The sequence below is a fragment of the Clostridium sp. BSD9I1 genome (assembly GCF_900185645.1).
In the GTDB taxonomy this organism is placed as follows: domain Bacteria; phylum Bacillota; class Clostridia; order Clostridiales; family Clostridiaceae; genus Clostridium_AK.
The window spans coordinates 159,735-178,866 of sequence record NZ_FYAM01000027.1; the positions used below are offsets into that span (position 1 = coordinate 159,735).

A 19,132-nucleotide genomic window follows, 5' to 3' on the forward strand; every position below is an offset into this window, starting at 1 on the left:
TTTTTTATTTTATATACCTATGTTATAATAATAATGCATGTTAAGGGAAATTATGATGAAGAATGTTACTATATGTATAAATAAGGGAGAGGTTGAAATGATAGAATTTAAGAATGTTACGAAGGTGTATGGAAAAAATATACCGGCACTGTCAAACATCAATCTAAGTATAGATAAGGGAGAGTTTGTGTTTTTGGTAGGTCCAAGTGGAGCTGGTAAATCCACATTTATCAAAATGCTTTTAAAGGAAGTAGATCCAAGTATTGGAAGTGTTGTAGTAAATAATGTAGATATAACTACTTTGAAAAGAAAGGATATACCTTATTATAGAAGAAAAATAGGAGTAGTTTTTCAGGACTTTAGACTTATACCTAACTTAAATGTATATGAGAATGTAGCTTTTGCAATGAGAGTTATAGAAGCGCCTATGAAAGATATAAAAAAGAAGGTGCCAGCAGTTCTGTCTATGGTTAAACTGTCAAATAAACATAAGGCATTTCCACATGAGTTATCAGGTGGAGAACAGCAAAGAGTTTCACTTGCAAGAGCTTTAGTTAATAATCCAGCTCTTATTATAGCCGATGAACCTACTGGTAACTTAGATCCAGATACGTCAATGGAAATAATGGACATACTTAATGATATAAATAGAGCAGGTACTACAATATTAATGGCAACCCATGCGAAGGATATAGTAGACAATATGAAAAAAAGGGTAATAGCTTTAGAAAAAGGTAATTTGGTAAGAGATGAACAAAGGGGGTCATACGGATATGAAGATTAATACCTGCAAACACTTTTTTTCAGATGCGTTAAAAAGTTTTAAAAGAAATAGAACTATAAGTATTGCATCAGCTGCAACTGTAGCTGCAACACTTTTCATATTAGGAGTATTTTTGCTTACAATATTAGATGTTCAGCAAGTAGTAAAAGATGTAGAATCTAGAGTTGAAGCAAAGGTTTTTTTCAATCAAGATGTAACTATTGCACAAAAGAAAGCAGTAGAAGAGAAGATAGATTCTTTAGATGAAGTAGTAAAGGTTACTTTTGAAAGTAAGGCAGAAGCTATGGAAAAATTTAAGGAACAAATAGGAGAGGAAAATAAGCTTCTTGTTGAAGGACTTGAAAAGGACAACCCTCTACCAGATGCCTTTGTTGTAAAGGTAAAGTCTCCTGAAATGGTATCTAAAGTAGTAGAAAGTGTTAAGGGGATGGAAGGTATATATGAAATACAGGATGGTAAAAAGATAGTAGATACTATAGTTAAAATTACAAGCACCATTAAGTGGGTCGGTTTAGCTTTATTTATAGTATTAATAGGAGTATCCTTGTTCCTAATTGGAAATACCATTAAGATTACGGTGTATTCTAGAAGAAGAGAAATAGGCATAATGAAATACATAGGTGCTACGGATTGGTTTATAAGATGGCCTTTTATAATAGAAGGTATGCTTATGGGAGTTATCGGTGCAGTAGTTGCTTGTGGTGTACTTTATTATGCATATAATGCAGTATATACTAGAATGTCTTCAAGTCTTATGATGATACAACTTGTTGAGCCTATATATGTGATAACTACTATATCATGGCAGTTTGTAATTGCAGGAATAGTAATAGGAGCATTGGGAAGTATACTTGCAATTAGAAAATTCCTTGCAGTATAAAAGTTAGAATTAAGAAATAAGGTGCTAGGAGCTAGGAAATATAGAAACTTTGCCATGCAAAGCTTCATTCAATCCTAGTACCTAGTACCTTTAGTCTAGTAACTGAAAAATATAACTCTAATAATTATTAAAGTCGCTGTAAAGCGGCTTTAATTTGATTTATACTAGTTTACTATAGGCAAAAGTTTCATTAAGATGAATTTATCAGCAATTATTTACTAATTATTATTTAAATTTAGTGTTATAATTATCTTAAGTTTATATAAACATATATATAGAAGAGTTAGTAGATAGTTTGTACTTGAAAGGATAAGGAGTGATTGTTTTATGAATAAGAAAAGGTGGGTAATAACGACGGTTTTAATTGTAATAGTAACTAATGCTATTACATTTTTAGGAACTAATACAGTATCGCTTATGATGCCCAATGGGAAAGTTATAGTTAGCAGGGATGATTATAATAGTTTTACTGAGTTTTCAAAGCTTTACGAAATAAAAAATGTACTTTATGAATTATATGATGGAAAGATAGACAATGGAGCTATTGAAGAAGGCGCAATAAAGGGGATGACTTCAGCTTTAAATGACCCTTATACAGTGTTTATGGATAAAAAAGAATATACCGAATTTAATACTCAGACAGAAGGGAATTATAGCGGAGTTGGTCTTCAAGTACAGTCAAAGGACAACAAAATAGTAATAGTAGATATATTTGAAGAGTCTCCTGCTAAAAAGGCAGGACTTCTTCCAAGAGATGAAATAGAAAAGGTAAACGGAACTGCTGTAAGTGGGAAAGAACTTGATAAAGCAGTAACCATGATGAAGGGGCAAGAAGGAACGGAAGTAACTCTTACACTATTTAGGGAAGAAAAGGGAAACTTCGATGTAAAGCTAAAAAGGGCTAAAATTAACATGGTTACAGTTAAAGGTGAAATGCTAGATAATAATATTGGATATGTAGCTGTAAGTATGTTTGATGAAAACACATCTAAAAACTTTAAAAAGGAACTCGATACATTAAATTCAAAGGGAGCAAAGGCATTTATACTTGATTTAAGAGGAAATCCAGGTGGTCTTTTAGATGAATGTGTTGATATGGTTTCAAATTTTGTGCCTAAGGATAAAGTTATAGTTTCAACAATTGATAAGTATAAAAGAGAAAAGAAATATAATTCAATTGGAGGGAAATATGTAGGAGTACCTTTAGTACTTTTAACAGATGAAGGGTCAGCTAGTGCATCTGAGATATTTTCTGGAGCTATAAGAGACTATAAAGCGGGTACATTGGTAGGAGAAAAAACCTTCGGCAAGGGTGTAGTTCAAACAGTTCTTGAAACAGGAGAAGGAACAGCCTTAAAGGTGACAGTATCTAAGTATTATACTCCTAATGGAGAAAATATTCATGGCACAGGAATAAAGCCAGATATAGAAGTGAAATATCCAGAGGAACTTTTAAAGAAGCCTTATGATAGAACTACAGATCCTCAATTTAAAAAGGCTCTTGAAATAATAAAGGGAAAACTCTAGGAAGGGAATACAATAAAATGAATATTTTAATATATACTTTAAGAACTTTAGCAATTACATTGACAGATCCGTATTATATATTCTTTTTAGCAGTTTTAGTATTTATGCTTTATAAACGGAATAGAAAAATATCAATAATGCAAAAGATGATAATTGGGGAGCCCTTGTACTCCCCTTTTGAATTAACGATTTCTCAGCTAGTACTTGGAATATTTGCAGGAATTTTGGCAAGTATTATGATGTCCTACTTAGGTGTAATATATTATGGTACTGAAGTTATTGAAATATTGTTTATGACATCTATATTCCTTGCTATATTTAGTCCTAAATTTATATGTTTTTCATATTCAGCTGCAATATTAGGTGCATTAAGTATAATACTTACCGTAGTTTATCAAAATGCAGGAGTAGGAGAAAATACTTTCTTAAGAGTAGATATACCGTCTTTAATAGCTACAGTAGCAGTACTTCATTTTGTGGAAGGTATTTTAATTATTATAGATGGAAAAAGAGGTAATATTCCGGTATTTAGAAAAGTTGAGGGAGAGATTCAAGGTGGATTTGCCTTTAGGAGATATTGGATCATTCCAGTAGCCTTATTTATTATGATAAATACAAGCTTAATAGCAGACTTAGGTACTACAGAACCTATGCCTAATTGGTGGCCAATTGTTAAGACATCAATACCAAGTGAAATACTTAAAAAATCAGTAGTAGCTCTTATACCTTTCTATGGTATGCTTGGTTATAAGTCAAATACTTTTACTCAAACTAAAAATCAAAAGACTTTAATGTCTGGACTATTTGTAATAGCTTATAGCATGGCATTATTTTTAGTGGCACAACTTGCTCATATAAACATATTTTTTCAGGCCTTAGCTGTGGTGTTTGCACCAGTAGGGCACGAAGCAATGATTAGAATTCAGGCTCATTTTGAGAATACAATGGAAGCAAAATATGTTAGCCGTGATGGAATTATGGTACTTGAAGTATCTCCAAATTCTATTGGAAAAGCTTTGGAAATTAAAGGTGAAGATACGATTGTGGAAATAAATGAAGAAGAAGTAAAAACTGAGGAAGATATAAGTAGAATTTTAAATTCTAAACCTGAAAGTATATTCTTTAAAATAAGAAACCCAAGAGGTGAGATAAGAGAAACAAGTAAACATCCTTATCAAAAGGGGAAAACTATACTTGGTATACTTATTGTTCCAACAAAAGTTGATAAACCTGAATCAATGAGAGACTTTGAGAAGGAGAATTTTTCTGATATATTAGATAAAGCAAAAAAAGATAAAGAAGATGGTGATGAATAGGTAATGGGAAAGTTTAAAATACATTCAAAATTTAAACCTACGGGAGATCAACCTCAAGCAATAAATAATTTAGCAGAAAGAATTCAGAATGGAGAAAAATTTCAAACGTTACTTGGAGTCACAGGTTCTGGAAAGACTTTTACAATGGCAAATATAATAGAAAGAGTTCAAAAACCTACATTAATACTTGCGCATAACAAGACTTTAGCAGCACAGCTTTGCTCTGAATTTAGAGAGTTCTTTCCTGAAAATTCTGTGGAGTATTTTGTATCTTATTATGATTATTATCAGCCAGAAGCTTACCTTGCACAAACAGACACTTACATAGAAAAGGATGCTTCTATAAATGATGAAATAGATAAATTAAGACACTCAGCAACCTCTGCCCTCTTAGAGGGAAGAGATGTTGTAATTGTAGCTTCTGTATCTTGTATATATGGCCTTGGTAATCCTGAGGAGTATAAGAATCTTACAATTTCCTTAAGAGAAGGTATGGAGAAGGATAGAGATGAGGTTTTAAAAAAGCTTATTGAAATTCAATATGAGAGAAATAATATAGAATTTACACGTGGTACCTTTAGGGTTAAGGGAGACGTTCTTGATATATTCCCTGCTTCATCCACAAACGTGGGGATAAGAGTAGATTTTTTTGGGGATGAAATTGAAAAAATAAGAGAATTTGATGCATTGACAGGAGAAATAATTGGAACAAGAAAACATGTAGCTATTACTCCAGCTTCTCACTTTGCTACATCTAGGGAAAGACTAGAAGGGGCCATAGGAAAAATTGAAGCAGAACTTGAAGCAAGGGTAAAGGAGCTTTTATCAGAGGATAAGGTATTAGAAGCTCAAAGACTTAAACAAAGAACTAATTTTGACATAGAAATGATGAGAGAAGTAGGATATTGCAGCGGTATAGAAAACTATTCAAGAATACTTGATGGAAGAGCAGCTGGAACTTGCCCTCAAACCTTAATAGATTATTTTCCAGATGATTTCTTGTTATTTATAGATGAAAGCCATGTAACTTTACCTCAAGTTAGAGCTATGTATGCGGGAGATAGATCGAGGAAGGAATCCTTAGTAAATTACGGATTTAGGCTTCCTTCGGCTTATGATAATAGGCCATTAAGATTCGAGGAATTTGAGCAGAAGATAAACCAGGTAGTTTTTGTAAGTGCTACACCATCAAATTATGAACTTGAACATTCAACAAATGTAGCTGAACAAATTATAAGACCTACAGGACTTCTAGACCCTGAAATAATTATAAAACCAGTAAAGGGTCAAATAGATGATTTGTATTCAAGTATAAAAGAAACTATTAATAAAGGTTTTAGAGTTCTGGTTACTACTCTAACTAAAAAAATGGCAGAGGATTTAACAGCATACTTTAAAGAAATGAATATAAAGACAAATTATCTTCATTCAGATATAAAGACAATCGAAAGAATGGAACTTATCCGTGATTTAAGAAAGGGCGAGTATGATGTACTTGTAGGTATAAACCTTTTAAGAGAGGGACTTGATATTCCAGAGGTAGCTCTAGTTGCAATACTTGATGCAGATAAAGAAGGATTTTTGAGATCAGATAGGTCCTTAATTCAGATAATAGGTAGGGCTGCAAGAAATTCAGAAAGTAAGGTTATAATGTATGCAGATACAGTAACTAAATCCATGGATAGAGCAATTAAGGAAACAAATAGAAGAAGAAAAATACAAATAGAGTATAACGAAAAGCATGGAATAGTCCCAAGAACTATAATAAAGGATATAAGAGAAGTAATTGAAGCAACTCAGGTTGTAGAAGATAGTGCTACTTATGATAGTTTAGAAGAAGCAGTTAAAGCAAGTAATGATAGTGTTGAATCACTTATAAAGAAATATGAAGATGAAATGAAAGAAGCTTCAAAGAAACTTGAATTTGAAAAGGCTGGAAGACTTAGAGATATGATTTATAAATTGAAAAAGAAAATAGTGAAGGAGTAGTACACTAAGGAGGAAAGAAATAAATTTATGATTGATAAAATAATTATAAAGAACGCTAAGGTTCATAATTTAAAAAACGTAAGCCTTGAAATTCCAAGAGATAAGTTCGTAGTTTTTACTGGACTTTCAGGCTCAGGGAAATCATCCCTTGCCTTTGATACATTGTATGCGGAAGGGCAAAGAAGATATGTAGAATCTTTATCATCCTATGCAAGACAATTTTTGGGGCAAATGAATAAACCAGATGTTGAATACATAGAGGGACTTTCACCAGCAATTTCAATAGATCAAAAAACTACTAGCAGAAATCCAAGGTCTACCGTTGGAACTGTAACAGAAATATACGATTATTTAAGGCTTTTATATGCAAAGGTTGGAATTCCACATTGCCCAAGTTGCGGTAAGGAAATAAAAAAGCAAACAATAGATCAAATGGTAGATAAAATATTAGAATTACCTGAAAGAACTAAAATACAAGTTTTAGGTCCTATTATAAGAGGGAAAAAAGGTGAACATGTCAAGTTAATTGAAAATATAAAAAAGAATGGATATGTAAGAGCTAGAATAGATGGAAATACTGTGGATTTAGAGGATGAAGAGATAAAACTTGAAAAGAACAAAAAACATACCATAGAGGTAGTAGTAGATAGGCTTATGGTAAAAAATGATATAAGAAGCAGGTTGTCGGATTCTATTGAAACAGCCTTAAAACTTGGAGAAGGTATTATTATCGTAAATATAATTGACGGAGAAGATATTTTATTTAGCGAAAATTTTGCTTGCCCTGATTGCGGTATAAGCGTTGGAGAAATATCCCCTAGAACATTTTCCTTCAATGCGCCATTTGGAAAGTGTAATGAATGTGATGGGCTTGGAACACTGTTAGAAATTGATGAAAGTTTAGTAATTCCTGATAAGAGCAAAAGTATCATGGAAGGCGCTGTCCTCCCTTGGGCTAACAGTGTATTAAAGGAAGAGTCGTGGACTTACGGTATATTACAATCTTTATCGAAGGCATATAACTTTAAATTAGATACTCCAATAGAAGAGCTTCCTGCTGAAATAGTAGATATGCTTTTATATGGATTAAATGGAGAAAAGATAAAAGTTACATACACTAAGGATGGTAAGACTTCAGATTTTTATCATGCCTTCCCGGGAGTTGTTAATAATTTAAAAAGAAGGTATTTTGAGACCAATTCAGAAGCTATGAAAAATGACATAGAGAACTATATGAGTAATAATCCTTGTCCAAAATGTAAAGGTGCAAGGCTAAGCCCAGGACCTCTAGCAGTAACAGTTGGAGGGAAAAATATATATGAATTTACAATTATGGCTATAAGAGAAGAATTGGAGTTTATAAATTCAATAGAGTTTACAGAAAAAGAAAAGATAATAAGTAACCAGATATTAAAGGAAATAAGAAGTAGATTAAACTTTCTTATAGATGTAGGTCTTGATTATTTGGATTTGGCTAGAACCGCAGGAACGTTATCTGGTGGAGAAGCACAAAGAATAAGGCTTGCAACTCAAATAGGTTCAAGTTTAGTTGGGGTTTTATACATATTAGATGAGCCAAGTATTGGGCTTCATCAAAGGGATAATGACAAATTAATATCCACATTACAGCATTTAAGAGACATAGGAAATACTTTAATTGTGGTAGAACATGATGAAGATACCATGAAAGCTGCAGATTATATAGTTGACATTGGTCCTGGAGCAGGAGAACATGGTGGAGAAATAGTTGCAGAAGGCCCTATTGATGATATAATAAAAAATGAAAAATCAATTACTGGTCAATATTTAAGCGGTAAAAAGAAAATAGAATTACCAAGTGAAAGAAAAAAAACTTCAGGTAACTATATAACCATAAAGGGTGCTAACGAAAATAACTTAAAAAACGTAAATGTGAAATTTCCACTGGGAGTTTTAACTTGTGTTACTGGGGTTTCGGGTTCAGGTAAAAGTACACTAGTAAATGAAATACTGTATAAAGGGCTAAACAAAAAACTGAATAATTCTAAAGATATGCCTGGAAGACATAAGGATATAGAAGGTGTAGAAAATATTGACAAAATAATTAATATTGATCAAAGTGCTATTGGAAGAACTCCAAGGTCAAACCCAGCTACCTATACTGGAATGTTTGATATAATAAGAGAAATATATTCAAGTACTTCAGAATCCAAATTAAGAGGATATAAGCCGGGAAGGTTTAGCTTTAATGTAAAAGGTGGAAGGTGTGAGGCTTGCAGGGGCGATGGTATAATAAAGATAGAAATGCAGTTCTTATCTGATGTATATGTTCCTTGTGAAGTTTGTAAGGGCAAAAGATACAATAGAGAAACTTTAGAGGTAAAATATAAGGGTAAAAATATAGATGATTTACTTAATATGACTGTAGAGGAAGCATTAGAGTTCTTTCAGAATATTCCAAGAGTAAAAAATAAGCTTCAAACACTTATGGATGTGGGACTTGGATACGTAAGACTTGGGCAGCCTTCAACTCAGCTATCTGGTGGAGAGGCGCAAAGAATTAAACTTGCCTATGAGCTTTCCAAAAGAGGTACAGGAAAGACCCTGTATATATTAGATGAACCAACTACAGGACTGCATATAGATGATGTAAGCAGGCTTATAACTATACTTCAAAGGCTTGTAGATACAGGAAATACAGTAGTTGTTATAGAGCACAATTTAGATGTAATAAAATGTGCAGACCACGTAATAGATTTAGGGCCAGAGGGTGGAGCAAAGGGAGGAACTATAATTGCAACAGGAACTCCAGAAGATATAAGTGAAGCTGTAGGCTCCTATACAGGATTTTATCTTAAAAAGATGTTGAAATGATAAAAAGAAGGTGATTTATGTTGTTGGCTAAGCTAAGCCCAATATTTACTTTAATTATAATAGCTATAGTCTATATGATAATTTTTACAGCCCTTAGAATAATGAATAAAGATATAAAGGGCGGAACGAGAAAAAAATCTCAAAAGAAGGCTGCAGGATTAGAAATCATAGAACCTGGGAATAGCTATAATTTAAAAAGAGGAGGGGTGATCCCCCTCCAAGGTCAAATAACCATAGGAAGAAAAGAAGATAATACATTTATGCTAGATGATCCTTATGTTTCTGGAAAACATGCAAGGATTTATGCGAAGTCTGGAGATTATATCATTGAAGATCTAGGAAGCACTAACGGTACTTTGGTAAATGATGATCAAATAGAAGGAAAGAAGTACTTAGAAACAGGAGACATTATAAAAATAGGAAATACAGTACTTAAGTTCTTAATTTAATTTTGGGATGGTGGTCTTTTGGATACCAGAAAAGATGAGAAAAAGCTCTTAAAATATACATATTTGCTTTGTATAGTAGGGTTTTTTAATTTAACAATAATAAAGGAGCCTTTTGATAAGGGTGCTATGCTTATGGCACTGGCAACCTGTCTTCTTATAGGATATTCCTATTTTATAATAAGGAGATTTTTTTCAGAAGGAGATAAATTTATATTTATATTTTCTAGTATTTTAGCCGTTATAGGGGTTATAATGCTATACAGAATAGATACTGCAACTGCTGTAAAACAAATAGTATGGTTTGCTATAGGGGTTACAGGTTTTATATTAATAGTTGTAATCCTGCCAGACTTAAAAAGATTTGTAAAATTTAAGTATATATACTTAGGTATAACCTTAATACTTATGGCAATGGGTACGCTCATGGGAAAAGAGACTTATGGGGCAAAAAACTGGGTAAGTATTGCAGGATTTGGCTTCCAGCCGTCGGAATTTGGGAAACTTTTTTTAGTTGCATATTTATCAGCGGCCTTGAAGGATTATAAAGACTTTAAAAACTTAATAGAACCGGGAATAGTTGTTATGTTAAGTTTAGGATTTATGGTTTTACAAAGGGATCTTGGAAGTGCATTAATGTTTTTTGGAATATCCATTACTATGCTATACATAGCTACATCTAATTTTAAATATGTATTAGTTTGTCTAGTACTATTTGCACTAGGAGCAGTTATAAGTTATGGATTATTTGACCATGTAAAGCTTAGAGTTTTGATTTGGAAGAATCCTTGGCCATATGCTACGGATAAAAGTTATCAAGTTGTACAGTCTCTCTTAGCCATAGCATCGGGTGGACTTACAGGATCAGGATTAGGACTTGGGTATCCTAAATATATACCCGTAAGGACAACAGATTTTATTTTTTCTGTAATATGTGAGGAACTTGGAATACTAATGGGATTTGCCATTATACTTATATACTTTTTACTTTTTTACAGGTGTATGAGAGCAGCTATATATGCAGGAGATGATTTTTCAAGACTTATTACAGTTGGATACAGTGCGATGATAGCTTGCCAGGTATTTGTTATAATTGGAGGGGTAATAAACCTGATACCGCTAACTGGTATAACACTGCCTATGGTAAGTTACGGTGGAAGCTCCATGCTTAGTACGTTTTTTGCACTAGGTATAATACAAAAGGTTTCTGAAGAGGGAAGATAAGATTATGAAGGATATATCGGATAATATAAAAAAAGTATTGATAATATTTTTAATATGTTTTGTGGGGTTAATATCATACATAACATATTTTCAAGTAATGGTTGCACCGAAAATTGTAAATAGCCAGTATAATGCACGTATGTGGGCTAAGAGAGATGAAGTTTTAAGAGGAAGTATATTTGATAGAAATATGAAGGTGCTTTCTAAAAGTACTAGAGTAGATACTGAAACTCAAAAGAGAAGCTATGAAGGTGGAGAAGCATTTGCTCATGCCTTAGGATATGTAGATGTTAGGTATGGAATTACTGGACTTGAAAGAAGATATGATAAAGAATTATCTACAAGCAGCATAAGAGATACTTTATTGAATATATTAAAATTACCAGGACAGACAAAAGAGAAATACGGGAGTAATTTAAAAACTACCTTAGATTTTGATATACAAAGGAAGGCTTATGAACTTTTAGGAAATAACAAGGGGGCAGTGGTAGCGCTGAATCCAAAAACAGGAGAAATATTAGCTTTAATATCAAAGCCATCCTTTAATCCTAATAATCTTGAGGAGAATTGGAAAAATATTAATTCCAATAAAGATAGGCCATTGCTCAATAGGGCAACTTCAGGTATGTATCCCCCAGGTTCTACTTTTAAGGTAATAACTGCGATAAGCGCGTTGGAAAATATCGATGATATCAGGAATAAAAAAATTCAAGATAAAGGGGTACTGGTATTTAATGAAAAGGAATCTCTAAAGAACTATAACGGAGAAGTTTTGGGCAATATAGGTCTTAAAGAAGCCTTTATACATTCAAGTAATGTTTATTTTGGAAGTTTAGGTATTGATCTTGGAAATAGTAAACTTAAAGATACCGCAGAAAAGTTTTACTTCAACAAAGATATACCAGCAGATGGAGTTGTAATTGAAAATAGTAAATTTCCATCCTTTAAAAGTTATGAAAAAGGTAATATAGCTCAAAGTGCTATAGGACAGTCTACAGTACTTTCAACTCCTATGGAAATGGCGTTAGTAGCAAGTACCATAGCAAATGATGGAACTATGATGAAGCCTCACATAGTAAAAGGGGTTATGGATAGTAAAAACAGCTTAGTAAGTGAAGTGAAACCACAGAAGATAGATGATGTTACAACAAAGGAAAATGCACAGATAATAAAAAATTATATGAGAGAAGTTGTGGCTCAAGGTACAGGAGGAAATGCATCTGTATACGGAATAAAGGTAGCAGGTAAAACCGGTACTGCAGACCATAAAGAAGAAGGAAGTGGAGCAAAGCCTCATTCATGGTTTATAGGATTTGCTCCATATGAGAATCCTGAAATAGCCTTGGCAGTTATAGTTGAAGATGGTGGTCAAGGAGGAGTTTTAGCAGCAAGCATAGCTTCAGGAGTTATAAAAGAAGCTTTATCCGATGACTAACTGCCGTAAGCTTCCGCTTCTATCAAGCTGGGAGGCAACGGCAGCTACGTCCATGGATAACGAGTTCTTAGCTTCAGCTGGAGTAAAAACTCCGTCTGAAGCTAAGAACTCTGTTTATCAAAATAAGTATTATGGAAAGGGGAATTTTGGTGAAGATAAAGGAAATAGGAGAGCTTAAAAATGGGGAACAGGTGGATTTTAATGCCTTAGTTAGTGATAAAAGAACTGGTTATAAAAAAGATGGGACCCCCTACTTATTACTTATAATGCAAGATAACACAGGAAGTATAGCCTTCCCTGTATGGACCAACTATGATAAATTAAATACCATAGTAGAGGTAAATACGTTAATAAATGTAACAGGTATCGTAGCTAGATTTAATGGAAATGTTCAAGTAAGAAATCCAATGATAAACTCCGTTTCTATGGAAGGAGTAAATTATGAGGATTTTGTACCACAATACGATATACCAGAAGAATTAATAGATTATTTTAATTATATGGTGTTAGATATGGAAGAAAAATATCAAAAGATAGCCACTGCAGCCACTGGAGCCATGGGTTATAATGATGAGAGATGGGATGCCTTTATAAATTGTGTGGCAGCCGAAAAGTTTCATGGCAACAAAAGAGGAGGATTGTTCCTTCATACAGTGGGAGTTATGAAAGCTGTAGAGAACGTAGTGAAGGATTATATAACAAATCCCTTCTATATGAGTGCAGCTAAGGTAATTAATAAAGATAGACTCATGCTTAAGGCGATTATTCACGATATAATGAAAACTAAGGAATATGATTATAAGGGAATAATAAGAAGAAAAGACATAAAGTTAGATCACTTAGTACTTGGAGCAGGATATGTAAGAGAAATAAATGTAGAAGTAGGCAATGTTCTTTCAGAGGAAGAGTTAGATGATATATGTTACTCAATACTTTCTCATCATGGTCAATTTGGTAACTTTGAACCAAAGGGAATAGAGGATATACTTTTAAATATGGCAGATATTATAGATAGTCAAGTTGTAAATGCCATTGAGAATAAGATATAGGGGAATTGCTTTGCAATTTCCCTATATTTTTATTTTAATAAACTTAGATTTCCCAATTTGAATGGTGAAGCTATTATGTGGATTTACCATTATAAATTCATTAAACTTTTCTCCATCTATTTTCAGGGCATTCTGGGTAATAAGTCGTTTGGCTTCACTATTACTCTTAGCAAGCCCATTTATAACCATGATTTTTACAAGATCAATTTGGCCATGGCTTATAAGACAATCAGAGGATAAATTGAATTCAGCTATATCATCTGGTATTAGATTTTTTTGAAAAACAGTTTTAAAGTGATCCTCAGCAATTTCTGCTTCATTTGATCCGCAATACAAGGCTGTTATTTCTTTTGCAAGTCTCATTTTAACATCACGAGGATTAGTATTTGAATTATTAAGCTCTATCTTAATTAACTCAATTTCATCTGGATGAATATCTGTTGCAAGTTCAAAGTATTTAATAATAAGGCTATCTGGAATAGTCATAGTCTTTTGGTAAATATCAACCGCATTTTCATGTATACCAATGTAGTTGCCAAGACTTTTGCTCATTTTTTCAATTCCATCTGTACCTTCAAGCAAAGGCATAAATAATGCAATTTGACTATCCTGACCATAATCTTTTTGCAGGGTTCGACCCATAAGGATGTTAAAAGTTTGATCTGTGCCGCCCATTTCGATATCTGCTTTTATTTCTACAGAGTCATATGCTTGCATTAATGGGTAGAAAAATTCGTGAAGTCCAATAGGCTCATTATTTTTATATCTTTTTTCAAAGTCATCTCTTTCAAGTATTCTAGCAACAGTAACTTTACCTGCAAGCTTTAGTATGTCTTCGAAATTTAGCTTTGATAACCATTCGCTGTTGAACCTAAGGTCAGTTTTTTTCTTATCCAGGATTTTAAAAATCTGATTCTTATAAGTCTTTGCATTTTCTAGTACTTGCTCAGTAGTCAACGGTTTACGTGTCTTGCTTTTGCCTGATGGATCGCCAATTCTGCCTGTAAAATCTCCAATTATAATTACTGCCCGATGGCCTAAGTCCTGCATTTGCTTAATTTTACGAAGTACAACAGCATGGCCTAAATGGATATCTGGAGCAGAAGGATCTAGACCAAGCTTAACTATAAGGGGGGTATTTGATGCAATGCTTTTTTCTAACTTTTGCATCAAATTTTCTTCGCTAACAACCTGATTTACTCCTTTCATAATAATTTTAAATTGTTCCTGTGCATTTTTCATTACGTTCATCCTCTCCAATAAATTGATATAAAATAAAAAACTCCCGTTCTCTGCATTATGCAGAGGACGGGAGTATTGCTCACGTGTTACCACCTCAATTTTATTTACACATCACTGTGTAAACCTCATCAGGTACGGCACAAAAGTGCTTATACCTTAGCGATGTAACGGTCGCACCCGGCAACAGCCTACTAAGATATAAAATCTTTTCAGTGTGCCACTCAGAGATGTATTCAAAATCTGTTTTCTGCACCTCTCATCACCCGGTAGCTTTCTGTTGAAAACGTATGATTTCTACTTCTTCTCGTCGCAGTTTTGTTGTATGGTTGGTAGTTTAGCACCAATATAATAAAATGTCAATATAGCATTTCAAGATATATGAAATGCTTATTAGTTATTAACTGTTGAATAGTAACTATTCAACATAAATCTTCTATGTTCGCTATTAATTATTAATAGGTTTATGTATAATAGGGTTAAAATAAGCAAAAAAATAAATAGTTCAAAGTCGTAGAAAATTAGAGAGGATAATTATGAAAGGAAAGACACATGCAGGTGTAGGTATAGTTACTTATTTGCTACTTTATAATAAATTACCTGATAAGGTGAGTTTGACTGGATTAGCTGTGGTAACATTTGCATCATTGCTTCCAGATATAGATCACCCTAAAAGCATAATTAATCAATATATACTGCCTTTTAAAAATAAGATGACTAAGGTTGTATTATATGCTTGCAGTGGTATTATATTTTTATGGTATAGTTTTTTATATGATAAAGAACCTTATATAAAGACTATAGGAATATTTTTGATTTTAATAGCTGTTTCATCTCATAGAAAAGGTCTTACTCATAGTCTTATGGGAATGATATTATTTGCATTTCAAATAGCATATATAGGAAATGCATATGAAATAAGAAATTTAATTTATTACTTTATGCTAGGTTATGGTCTTCACCTACTTTGTGACATGGCAACAAATAGGGGAGTACCTCTTTTATATCCTTTCAAGGAAAAAAACATTAAACTTCCAATTACATTTAAGACTAATTCCTTTATAGGAAATTTTATAGAAACTCTGATAATTGTAGCGGGGCTTTTATATGTTATATATAGCTTTCCGAGCATATTTAGCTAGGTATTAGGTTAAAGGTTATAGGTACAAGGGAAAAGTTTTTAAATTTTGCCTAGGTAAAATTTTTCCAAACCTAGTTCCTAGAACCTCTTACCTAAATACTAAAAGAGAGGTGATAATATGTTTGATTTTGAATATCATTTAAAAGTATTACCAGATAAACCTGGAGTTTACATAATGAAAAATGCTTTAGGCGAAGTTATTTATGTAGGAAAAGCCAAGGTGCTTAAAAATCGAGTAAGACAGTATTTTCAAAGTTCACGTAATCATTCAGAAAAAGTAAGGGCTATGGTTAAAAATATAGCGGAGTTCGAGTATATAGTTACCGATTCAGAAATGGAAGCACTTATATTAGAGTGTAACTTAATAAAAAAGCACAGACCTCGATACAATATATTACTTAAAGATGATAAAAGCTATCCATTTATCAAGGTAACAACTACAGAAGACTTTCCAAGGGTATTTGTAACAAGACATGTCATAAAGGATGGAGCAAAATATTTTGGTCCATATACTGATGTATCGGCGGTTTATGAAACATTGGAACTTATAAAAAAGATATTTCCTATAAGGACTTGTAAAAGAGTTATAAAAGAAGAAGATAAAGAAAGTATAAGACCTTGTTTGAATTATCATATAGGTCTCTGTAAAGGACCTTGTGCAAAGCTTATAAGTAAGGAAGAGTATAAAAGTATAATAAGTGATATTACAAGTCTTCTTTCTGGCAAGTCTGCAGATATTTTAAGAGATTTAGAAGCTAAAATGGAAAAGGCAGCAGAAAGTCTCCAGTTTGAAAAGGCAGCAGCTTTTAGGGATAAGATAAATGCAATAAAAAAAGTAACAGAAAAGCAAAAAATTATAACTTCTAACTTTGAAAATGAGGATTTTATAAGTCTTTACAAAGATGAAAAAGATGTGTGCGTTCAGGTGTTTTTCTTAAGAGAAGGAAAAATAGTTGGAAGAGAACACTTCATTATAGAGAATTCAGCGGATATGGAAGATAAAGAAATAATATCGGACTTTATAAAAAGTTTTTATGGAGCAGCAGCATTTATCCCTAAGTCCATATATGTAGAGGATATTGATGAACAAGAACTCTTAGAGCAGTGGCTTACTATGAAGCGTGGTTCTAAAGTTTGGATTAAAGTTCCTCAAAGGGGAGATAAAAGAGATACTTTAGATATGGTTCGAAGGAATGCAAAGATAACCTTAGAGCAATTTAAAATTAAAATACTTCAAGATAAAGAACTTTATGAAGTAGCTTTAAGAGAACTCAGTGAAATACTAAACTTAGAAGACATTCCAAAGAGGATAGAAGCTTATGATATTTCCAATATACAAGGCATGGATTCAGTTGGAAGTATGGTGGTTTTTGAAAACGGTAAATCCAAAAATAGTGATTATAGGAGATTTAAGATAAATAGTGTAGTTGGAGCAAATGATTATGGAAGTATGAGGGAAATTATTACAAGAAGGTTTCAGCATGGGTTAGATGAAATTAGGGCCATAAGTGAAAAGAATCTCCAGGTAAGCTCGGGAAAGTTTTGTGTTTTTCCTGATTTAATACTCATGGATGGTGGAAAAGGTCAGGTGAATATAGCTTTAGAAGTATTAAGAGGATTTAACATAGATATTCCTGTGTGTGGTATGGTAAAAGATGATAAGCACAATACAAGAGGGCTTATATATAATAATGAAGAACTTCCTATTAAAAAACATTCTAACATAATGAGACTCATTACCAGAATTCAAGATGAAGTTCATAGATTTGCAATAACCTATCATAGATCATTGAGAAATAAAACAACTTTTCATTCTATATTAGATGATATACCAGGAGTTGGAGAAAGAAGAAGAAAAGAACTGTTAAAGAAATTTGGCAGCATAGAAAGCATAAAAAAGGCAAGTTTTGAGGAAATTTTAGAAACTCCATCTATAGATAAAAAATCTGCACAAAATATAGTGGAATTTTTTAAAGATAATGCATAGTATAATTAATAGTTATAATTAATGGGTGGAAGCTACTGATTATTATTCTATAAAATTGGATAAAATTCAGATAATTTAGTTTCCACATTAATGACTTATTTCCACCTTATTCATTATTAATTGACTTTATAAATATTGATTAAGTGGTACTTATCCTTTATACTTATTTATGTATTAATTTTGATGTTAAGGAGAATATACTATGAGCTGTTATAAAGAATTTGCTATAAAATTGTACGATATTTTAGGTAAAGAAAATGTAAAAATAGATGAGCCAATGAAATCACATACATCTTTTAAAGTTGGGGGTCCAGCGGACATATTAGTAACTCCAAAGGATTATTCGCATATACAATACTTAATAAAACATTGTAATGAAAATCATATACCATATTTCATTATAGGAAATGGATCAAATCTTCTTGTAAGAGATGGCGGAATAAGAGGAATTGTTATCAAACTTACAAGACTTGATAACATAAGTATAAGTGAGAATAAGGTAACAGCAGGGGCTGGTGCATCACTTTCAAAGACTTCGAAGGCAGCGGCAGATGAATGCCTTACAGGATTTGAATTTGCAATTGGAATACCTGGAAGTATAGGTGGAGCACTTACTATGAATGCAGGAGCATATAATGGAGAAATATCCCAAATAATTAAAGAGGCACTTGTCATAGATAAGGATGGGGAAATAAAGAAGTTATCTAAGGAAGAATTACAACTTGGATACAGAATGAGTGCCATTATTAAATACGGATATACGGTACTTGAAGTAACCTTTGAGCTTCAAAATGGTGAGTGTGAAAAGATACATGAAAGAATAGATGACTTGACTAGAAGAAGAACAGAAAAGCAGCCACTAGAATATCCTTCTGCGGGAAGTACTTTTAAGAGACCTGAGGGTTACTTTGCGGCAAAGCTAATAGAAGACAGTGGGCTAAAAGGCATAAACATAGGGGATGCAGAAGTTTCATCAAAGCATTCAGGATTTATTATAAATAAGGGAAATGCAAATGCTCAGGATATTTTAGACTTGATTAAAAAGGTTCAAGAAACAGTAAAAGAAAATTTCAACGTTGATCTTCATACAGAAGTTATGATAGTAGGCGAAGAGAAATAATATTACATTTAAAGGTTAAGGATAAAGTACATATGTATATATCCTTAACTTTTATTTTTAGCAGATATTAATACATATTTATACCAATTAATAATACCTATTCCAGATAAAATTTCCATGCTAAATTCAAAGCTTAAAATTC

At 32.6% G+C, this 19,132-nt stretch carries 15 protein-coding genes and 1 other annotated feature; of the genes, 14 read left to right on the forward strand and 1 reads right to left on the reverse strand.

What is annotated here, in order from left to right:
• Nucleotides 1-97 precede the first annotated feature (97 nt).
• The 11 genes from ftsE (at nt 98) to BSD9I1_RS17740 (ending at nt 13,503) form a co-directional block, all read left to right on the forward strand.
• Nucleotides 98-784, forward strand: a complete 687-nt coding sequence (gene ftsE, locus BSD9I1_RS17690) for a cell division ATP-binding protein FtsE (RefSeq protein ID WP_186431419.1) — start codon at nt 98-100, stop codon at nt 782-784.
• Entirely contained in the window at nt 774-1,664 is an 891-nt protein-coding gene (ftsX, locus tag BSD9I1_RS17695; protein WP_186431420.1) for a permease-like cell division protein FtsX, read from the forward strand. Before ftsE ends, ftsX begins: the two co-directional genes overlap by 11 nt.
• A gap of 327 nt (nt 1,665-1,991) precedes the next feature.
• The gene (locus BSD9I1_RS17700; protein WP_035309467.1) at nt 1,992-3,191 is read left to right on the forward strand and encodes a S41 family peptidase; all 1,200 of its coding nucleotides are present in this window, start codon (nt 1,992-1,994) and stop codon (nt 3,189-3,191) included.
• Nucleotides 3,192-3,208: 17 nt separating this feature from the next.
• On the forward strand, nt 3,209-4,507 hold the full coding sequence (locus BSD9I1_RS17705; RefSeq protein ID WP_186431421.1) for a PDZ domain-containing protein: 1,299 nt from the start codon (nt 3,209-3,211) through the stop codon (nt 4,505-4,507).
• A gap of 3 nt (nt 4,508-4,510) precedes the next feature.
• Nucleotides 4,511-6,496 (forward strand): excinuclease ABC subunit UvrB, encoded by a 1,986-nt coding sequence (gene uvrB, locus BSD9I1_RS17710; protein WP_186431422.1) that lies wholly within the window; start codon nt 4,511-4,513, stop codon nt 6,494-6,496.
• A 27-nt stretch (nt 6,497-6,523) separates the two neighbouring features.
• The gene (gene uvrA / locus BSD9I1_RS17715; RefSeq protein ID WP_186431423.1) at nt 6,524-9,349 is read left to right on the forward strand and encodes an excinuclease ABC subunit UvrA; all 2,826 of its coding nucleotides are present in this window, start codon (nt 6,524-6,526) and stop codon (nt 9,347-9,349) included.
• 17 nt (nt 9,350-9,366) lie between these two features.
• Nucleotides 9,367-9,798: an FHA domain-containing protein gene (locus BSD9I1_RS17720; RefSeq protein WP_186431424.1), complete on the forward strand. Its 432-nt coding sequence runs from the start codon at nt 9,367-9,369 to the stop codon at nt 9,796-9,798.
• An 18-nt stretch (nt 9,799-9,816) separates the two neighbouring features.
• Complete coding sequence (locus BSD9I1_RS17725; RefSeq protein ID WP_186431425.1) at nt 9,817-11,019, forward strand: FtsW/RodA/SpoVE family cell cycle protein; 1,203 nt, start codon at nt 9,817-9,819, stop codon at nt 11,017-11,019.
• Nucleotides 11,020-11,023: 4 nt separating this feature from the next.
• Entirely contained in the window at nt 11,024-12,454 is a 1,431-nt protein-coding gene (locus BSD9I1_RS17730; protein WP_186431426.1) for a penicillin-binding protein 2, read from the forward strand.
• Nucleotides 12,447-12,632: a hypothetical protein gene (locus tag BSD9I1_RS17735; protein WP_186431427.1), complete on the forward strand. Its 186-nt coding sequence runs from the start codon at nt 12,447-12,449 to the stop codon at nt 12,630-12,632. The genes BSD9I1_RS17730 and BSD9I1_RS17735 overlap by 8 nt, the downstream gene beginning before the upstream one ends.
• Nucleotides 12,604-13,503 carry an HD domain-containing protein gene (locus tag BSD9I1_RS17740; protein ID WP_186431428.1) on the forward strand — a complete coding sequence of 300 codons (900 nt, stop codon included), beginning with the start codon at nt 12,604-12,606 and terminating at the stop codon, nt 13,501-13,503. Before BSD9I1_RS17735 ends, BSD9I1_RS17740 begins: the two co-directional genes overlap by 29 nt.
• Nucleotides 13,504-13,524: 21 nt before the next feature.
• On the opposite strand, the gene tyrS is transcribed toward BSD9I1_RS17740, so the two are convergent.
• Nucleotides 13,525-14,745: a tyrosine--tRNA ligase gene (tyrS, locus tag BSD9I1_RS17745; protein ID WP_186431429.1), complete on the reverse strand. Its 1,221-nt coding sequence runs from the start codon at nt 14,743-14,745 to the stop codon at nt 13,525-13,527.
• Between the two features lie 59 nt (nt 14,746-14,804).
• Nucleotides 14,805-15,065: a binding site (T-box leader), on the reverse strand.
• 213 nt (nt 15,066-15,278) lie between these two features.
• On the opposite strand from tyrS, the gene BSD9I1_RS17750 reads away from it, so the two are divergent.
• The 3 genes from BSD9I1_RS17750 to murB all read left to right on the forward strand — a co-directional run bounded on the left by BSD9I1_RS17750 (nt 15,279) and on the right by murB (nt 18,990).
• Nucleotides 15,279-15,884, forward strand: coding sequence for a metal-dependent hydrolase (locus tag BSD9I1_RS17750; protein ID WP_186431430.1), 606 nt, complete (start codon nt 15,279-15,281; stop codon nt 15,882-15,884).
• Nucleotides 15,885-16,001: 117 nt separating this feature from the next.
• Nucleotides 16,002-17,870: an excinuclease ABC subunit UvrC gene (gene uvrC / locus BSD9I1_RS17755; RefSeq protein ID WP_186431431.1), complete on the forward strand. Its 1,869-nt coding sequence runs from the start codon at nt 16,002-16,004 to the stop codon at nt 17,868-17,870.
• Between the two features lie 202 nt (nt 17,871-18,072).
• Nucleotides 18,073-18,990, forward strand: a complete 918-nt coding sequence (gene murB, locus BSD9I1_RS17760; RefSeq protein WP_186431432.1) for a UDP-N-acetylmuramate dehydrogenase — start codon at nt 18,073-18,075, stop codon at nt 18,988-18,990.
• Nucleotides 18,991-19,132: the final 142 nt, after the last annotated feature.

Excerpts from the sequence above, each read along its gene's own strand:
- ftsE (WP_186431419.1), top strand. The coding sequence starts at position 98 with ATGATAGAATTTAAGAATGTTACGAAGGTGTATGGAAAAAATATACCG.
- ftsX (WP_186431420.1), top strand. The coding sequence starts at position 774 with ATGAAGATTAATACCTGCAAACACTTTTTTTCAGATGCGTTAAAAAGT.
- BSD9I1_RS17700 (WP_035309467.1), top strand. The coding sequence starts at position 1,992 with ATGAATAAGAAAAGGTGGGTAATAACGACGGTTTTAATTGTAATAGTA.
- BSD9I1_RS17705 (WP_186431421.1), top strand. The coding sequence starts at position 3,209 with ATGAATATTTTAATATATACTTTAAGAACTTTAGCAATTACATTGACA.
- uvrB (WP_186431422.1), top strand. The coding sequence starts at position 4,511 with ATGGGAAAGTTTAAAATACATTCAAAATTTAAACCTACGGGAGATCAA.
- uvrA (WP_186431423.1), top strand. The coding sequence starts at position 6,524 with ATGATTGATAAAATAATTATAAAGAACGCTAAGGTTCATAATTTAAAA.
- BSD9I1_RS17720 (WP_186431424.1), top strand. The coding sequence starts at position 9,367 with ATGTTGTTGGCTAAGCTAAGCCCAATATTTACTTTAATTATAATAGCT.
- BSD9I1_RS17730 (WP_186431426.1), top strand. The coding sequence starts at position 11,024 with ATGAAGGATATATCGGATAATATAAAAAAAGTATTGATAATATTTTTA.
- BSD9I1_RS17735 (WP_186431427.1), top strand. The coding sequence starts at position 12,447 with ATGACTAACTGCCGTAAGCTTCCGCTTCTATCAAGCTGGGAGGCAACG.
- tyrS (WP_186431429.1), bottom strand. The coding sequence starts at position 14,745 with ATGAAAAATGCACAGGAACAATTTAAAATTATTATGAAAGGAGTAAAT.
- BSD9I1_RS17750 (WP_186431430.1), top strand. The coding sequence starts at position 15,279 with ATGAAAGGAAAGACACATGCAGGTGTAGGTATAGTTACTTATTTGCTA.
- uvrC (WP_186431431.1), top strand. The coding sequence starts at position 16,002 with ATGTTTGATTTTGAATATCATTTAAAAGTATTACCAGATAAACCTGGA.
- murB (WP_186431432.1), top strand. The coding sequence starts at position 18,073 with ATGAGCTGTTATAAAGAATTTGCTATAAAATTGTACGATATTTTAGGT.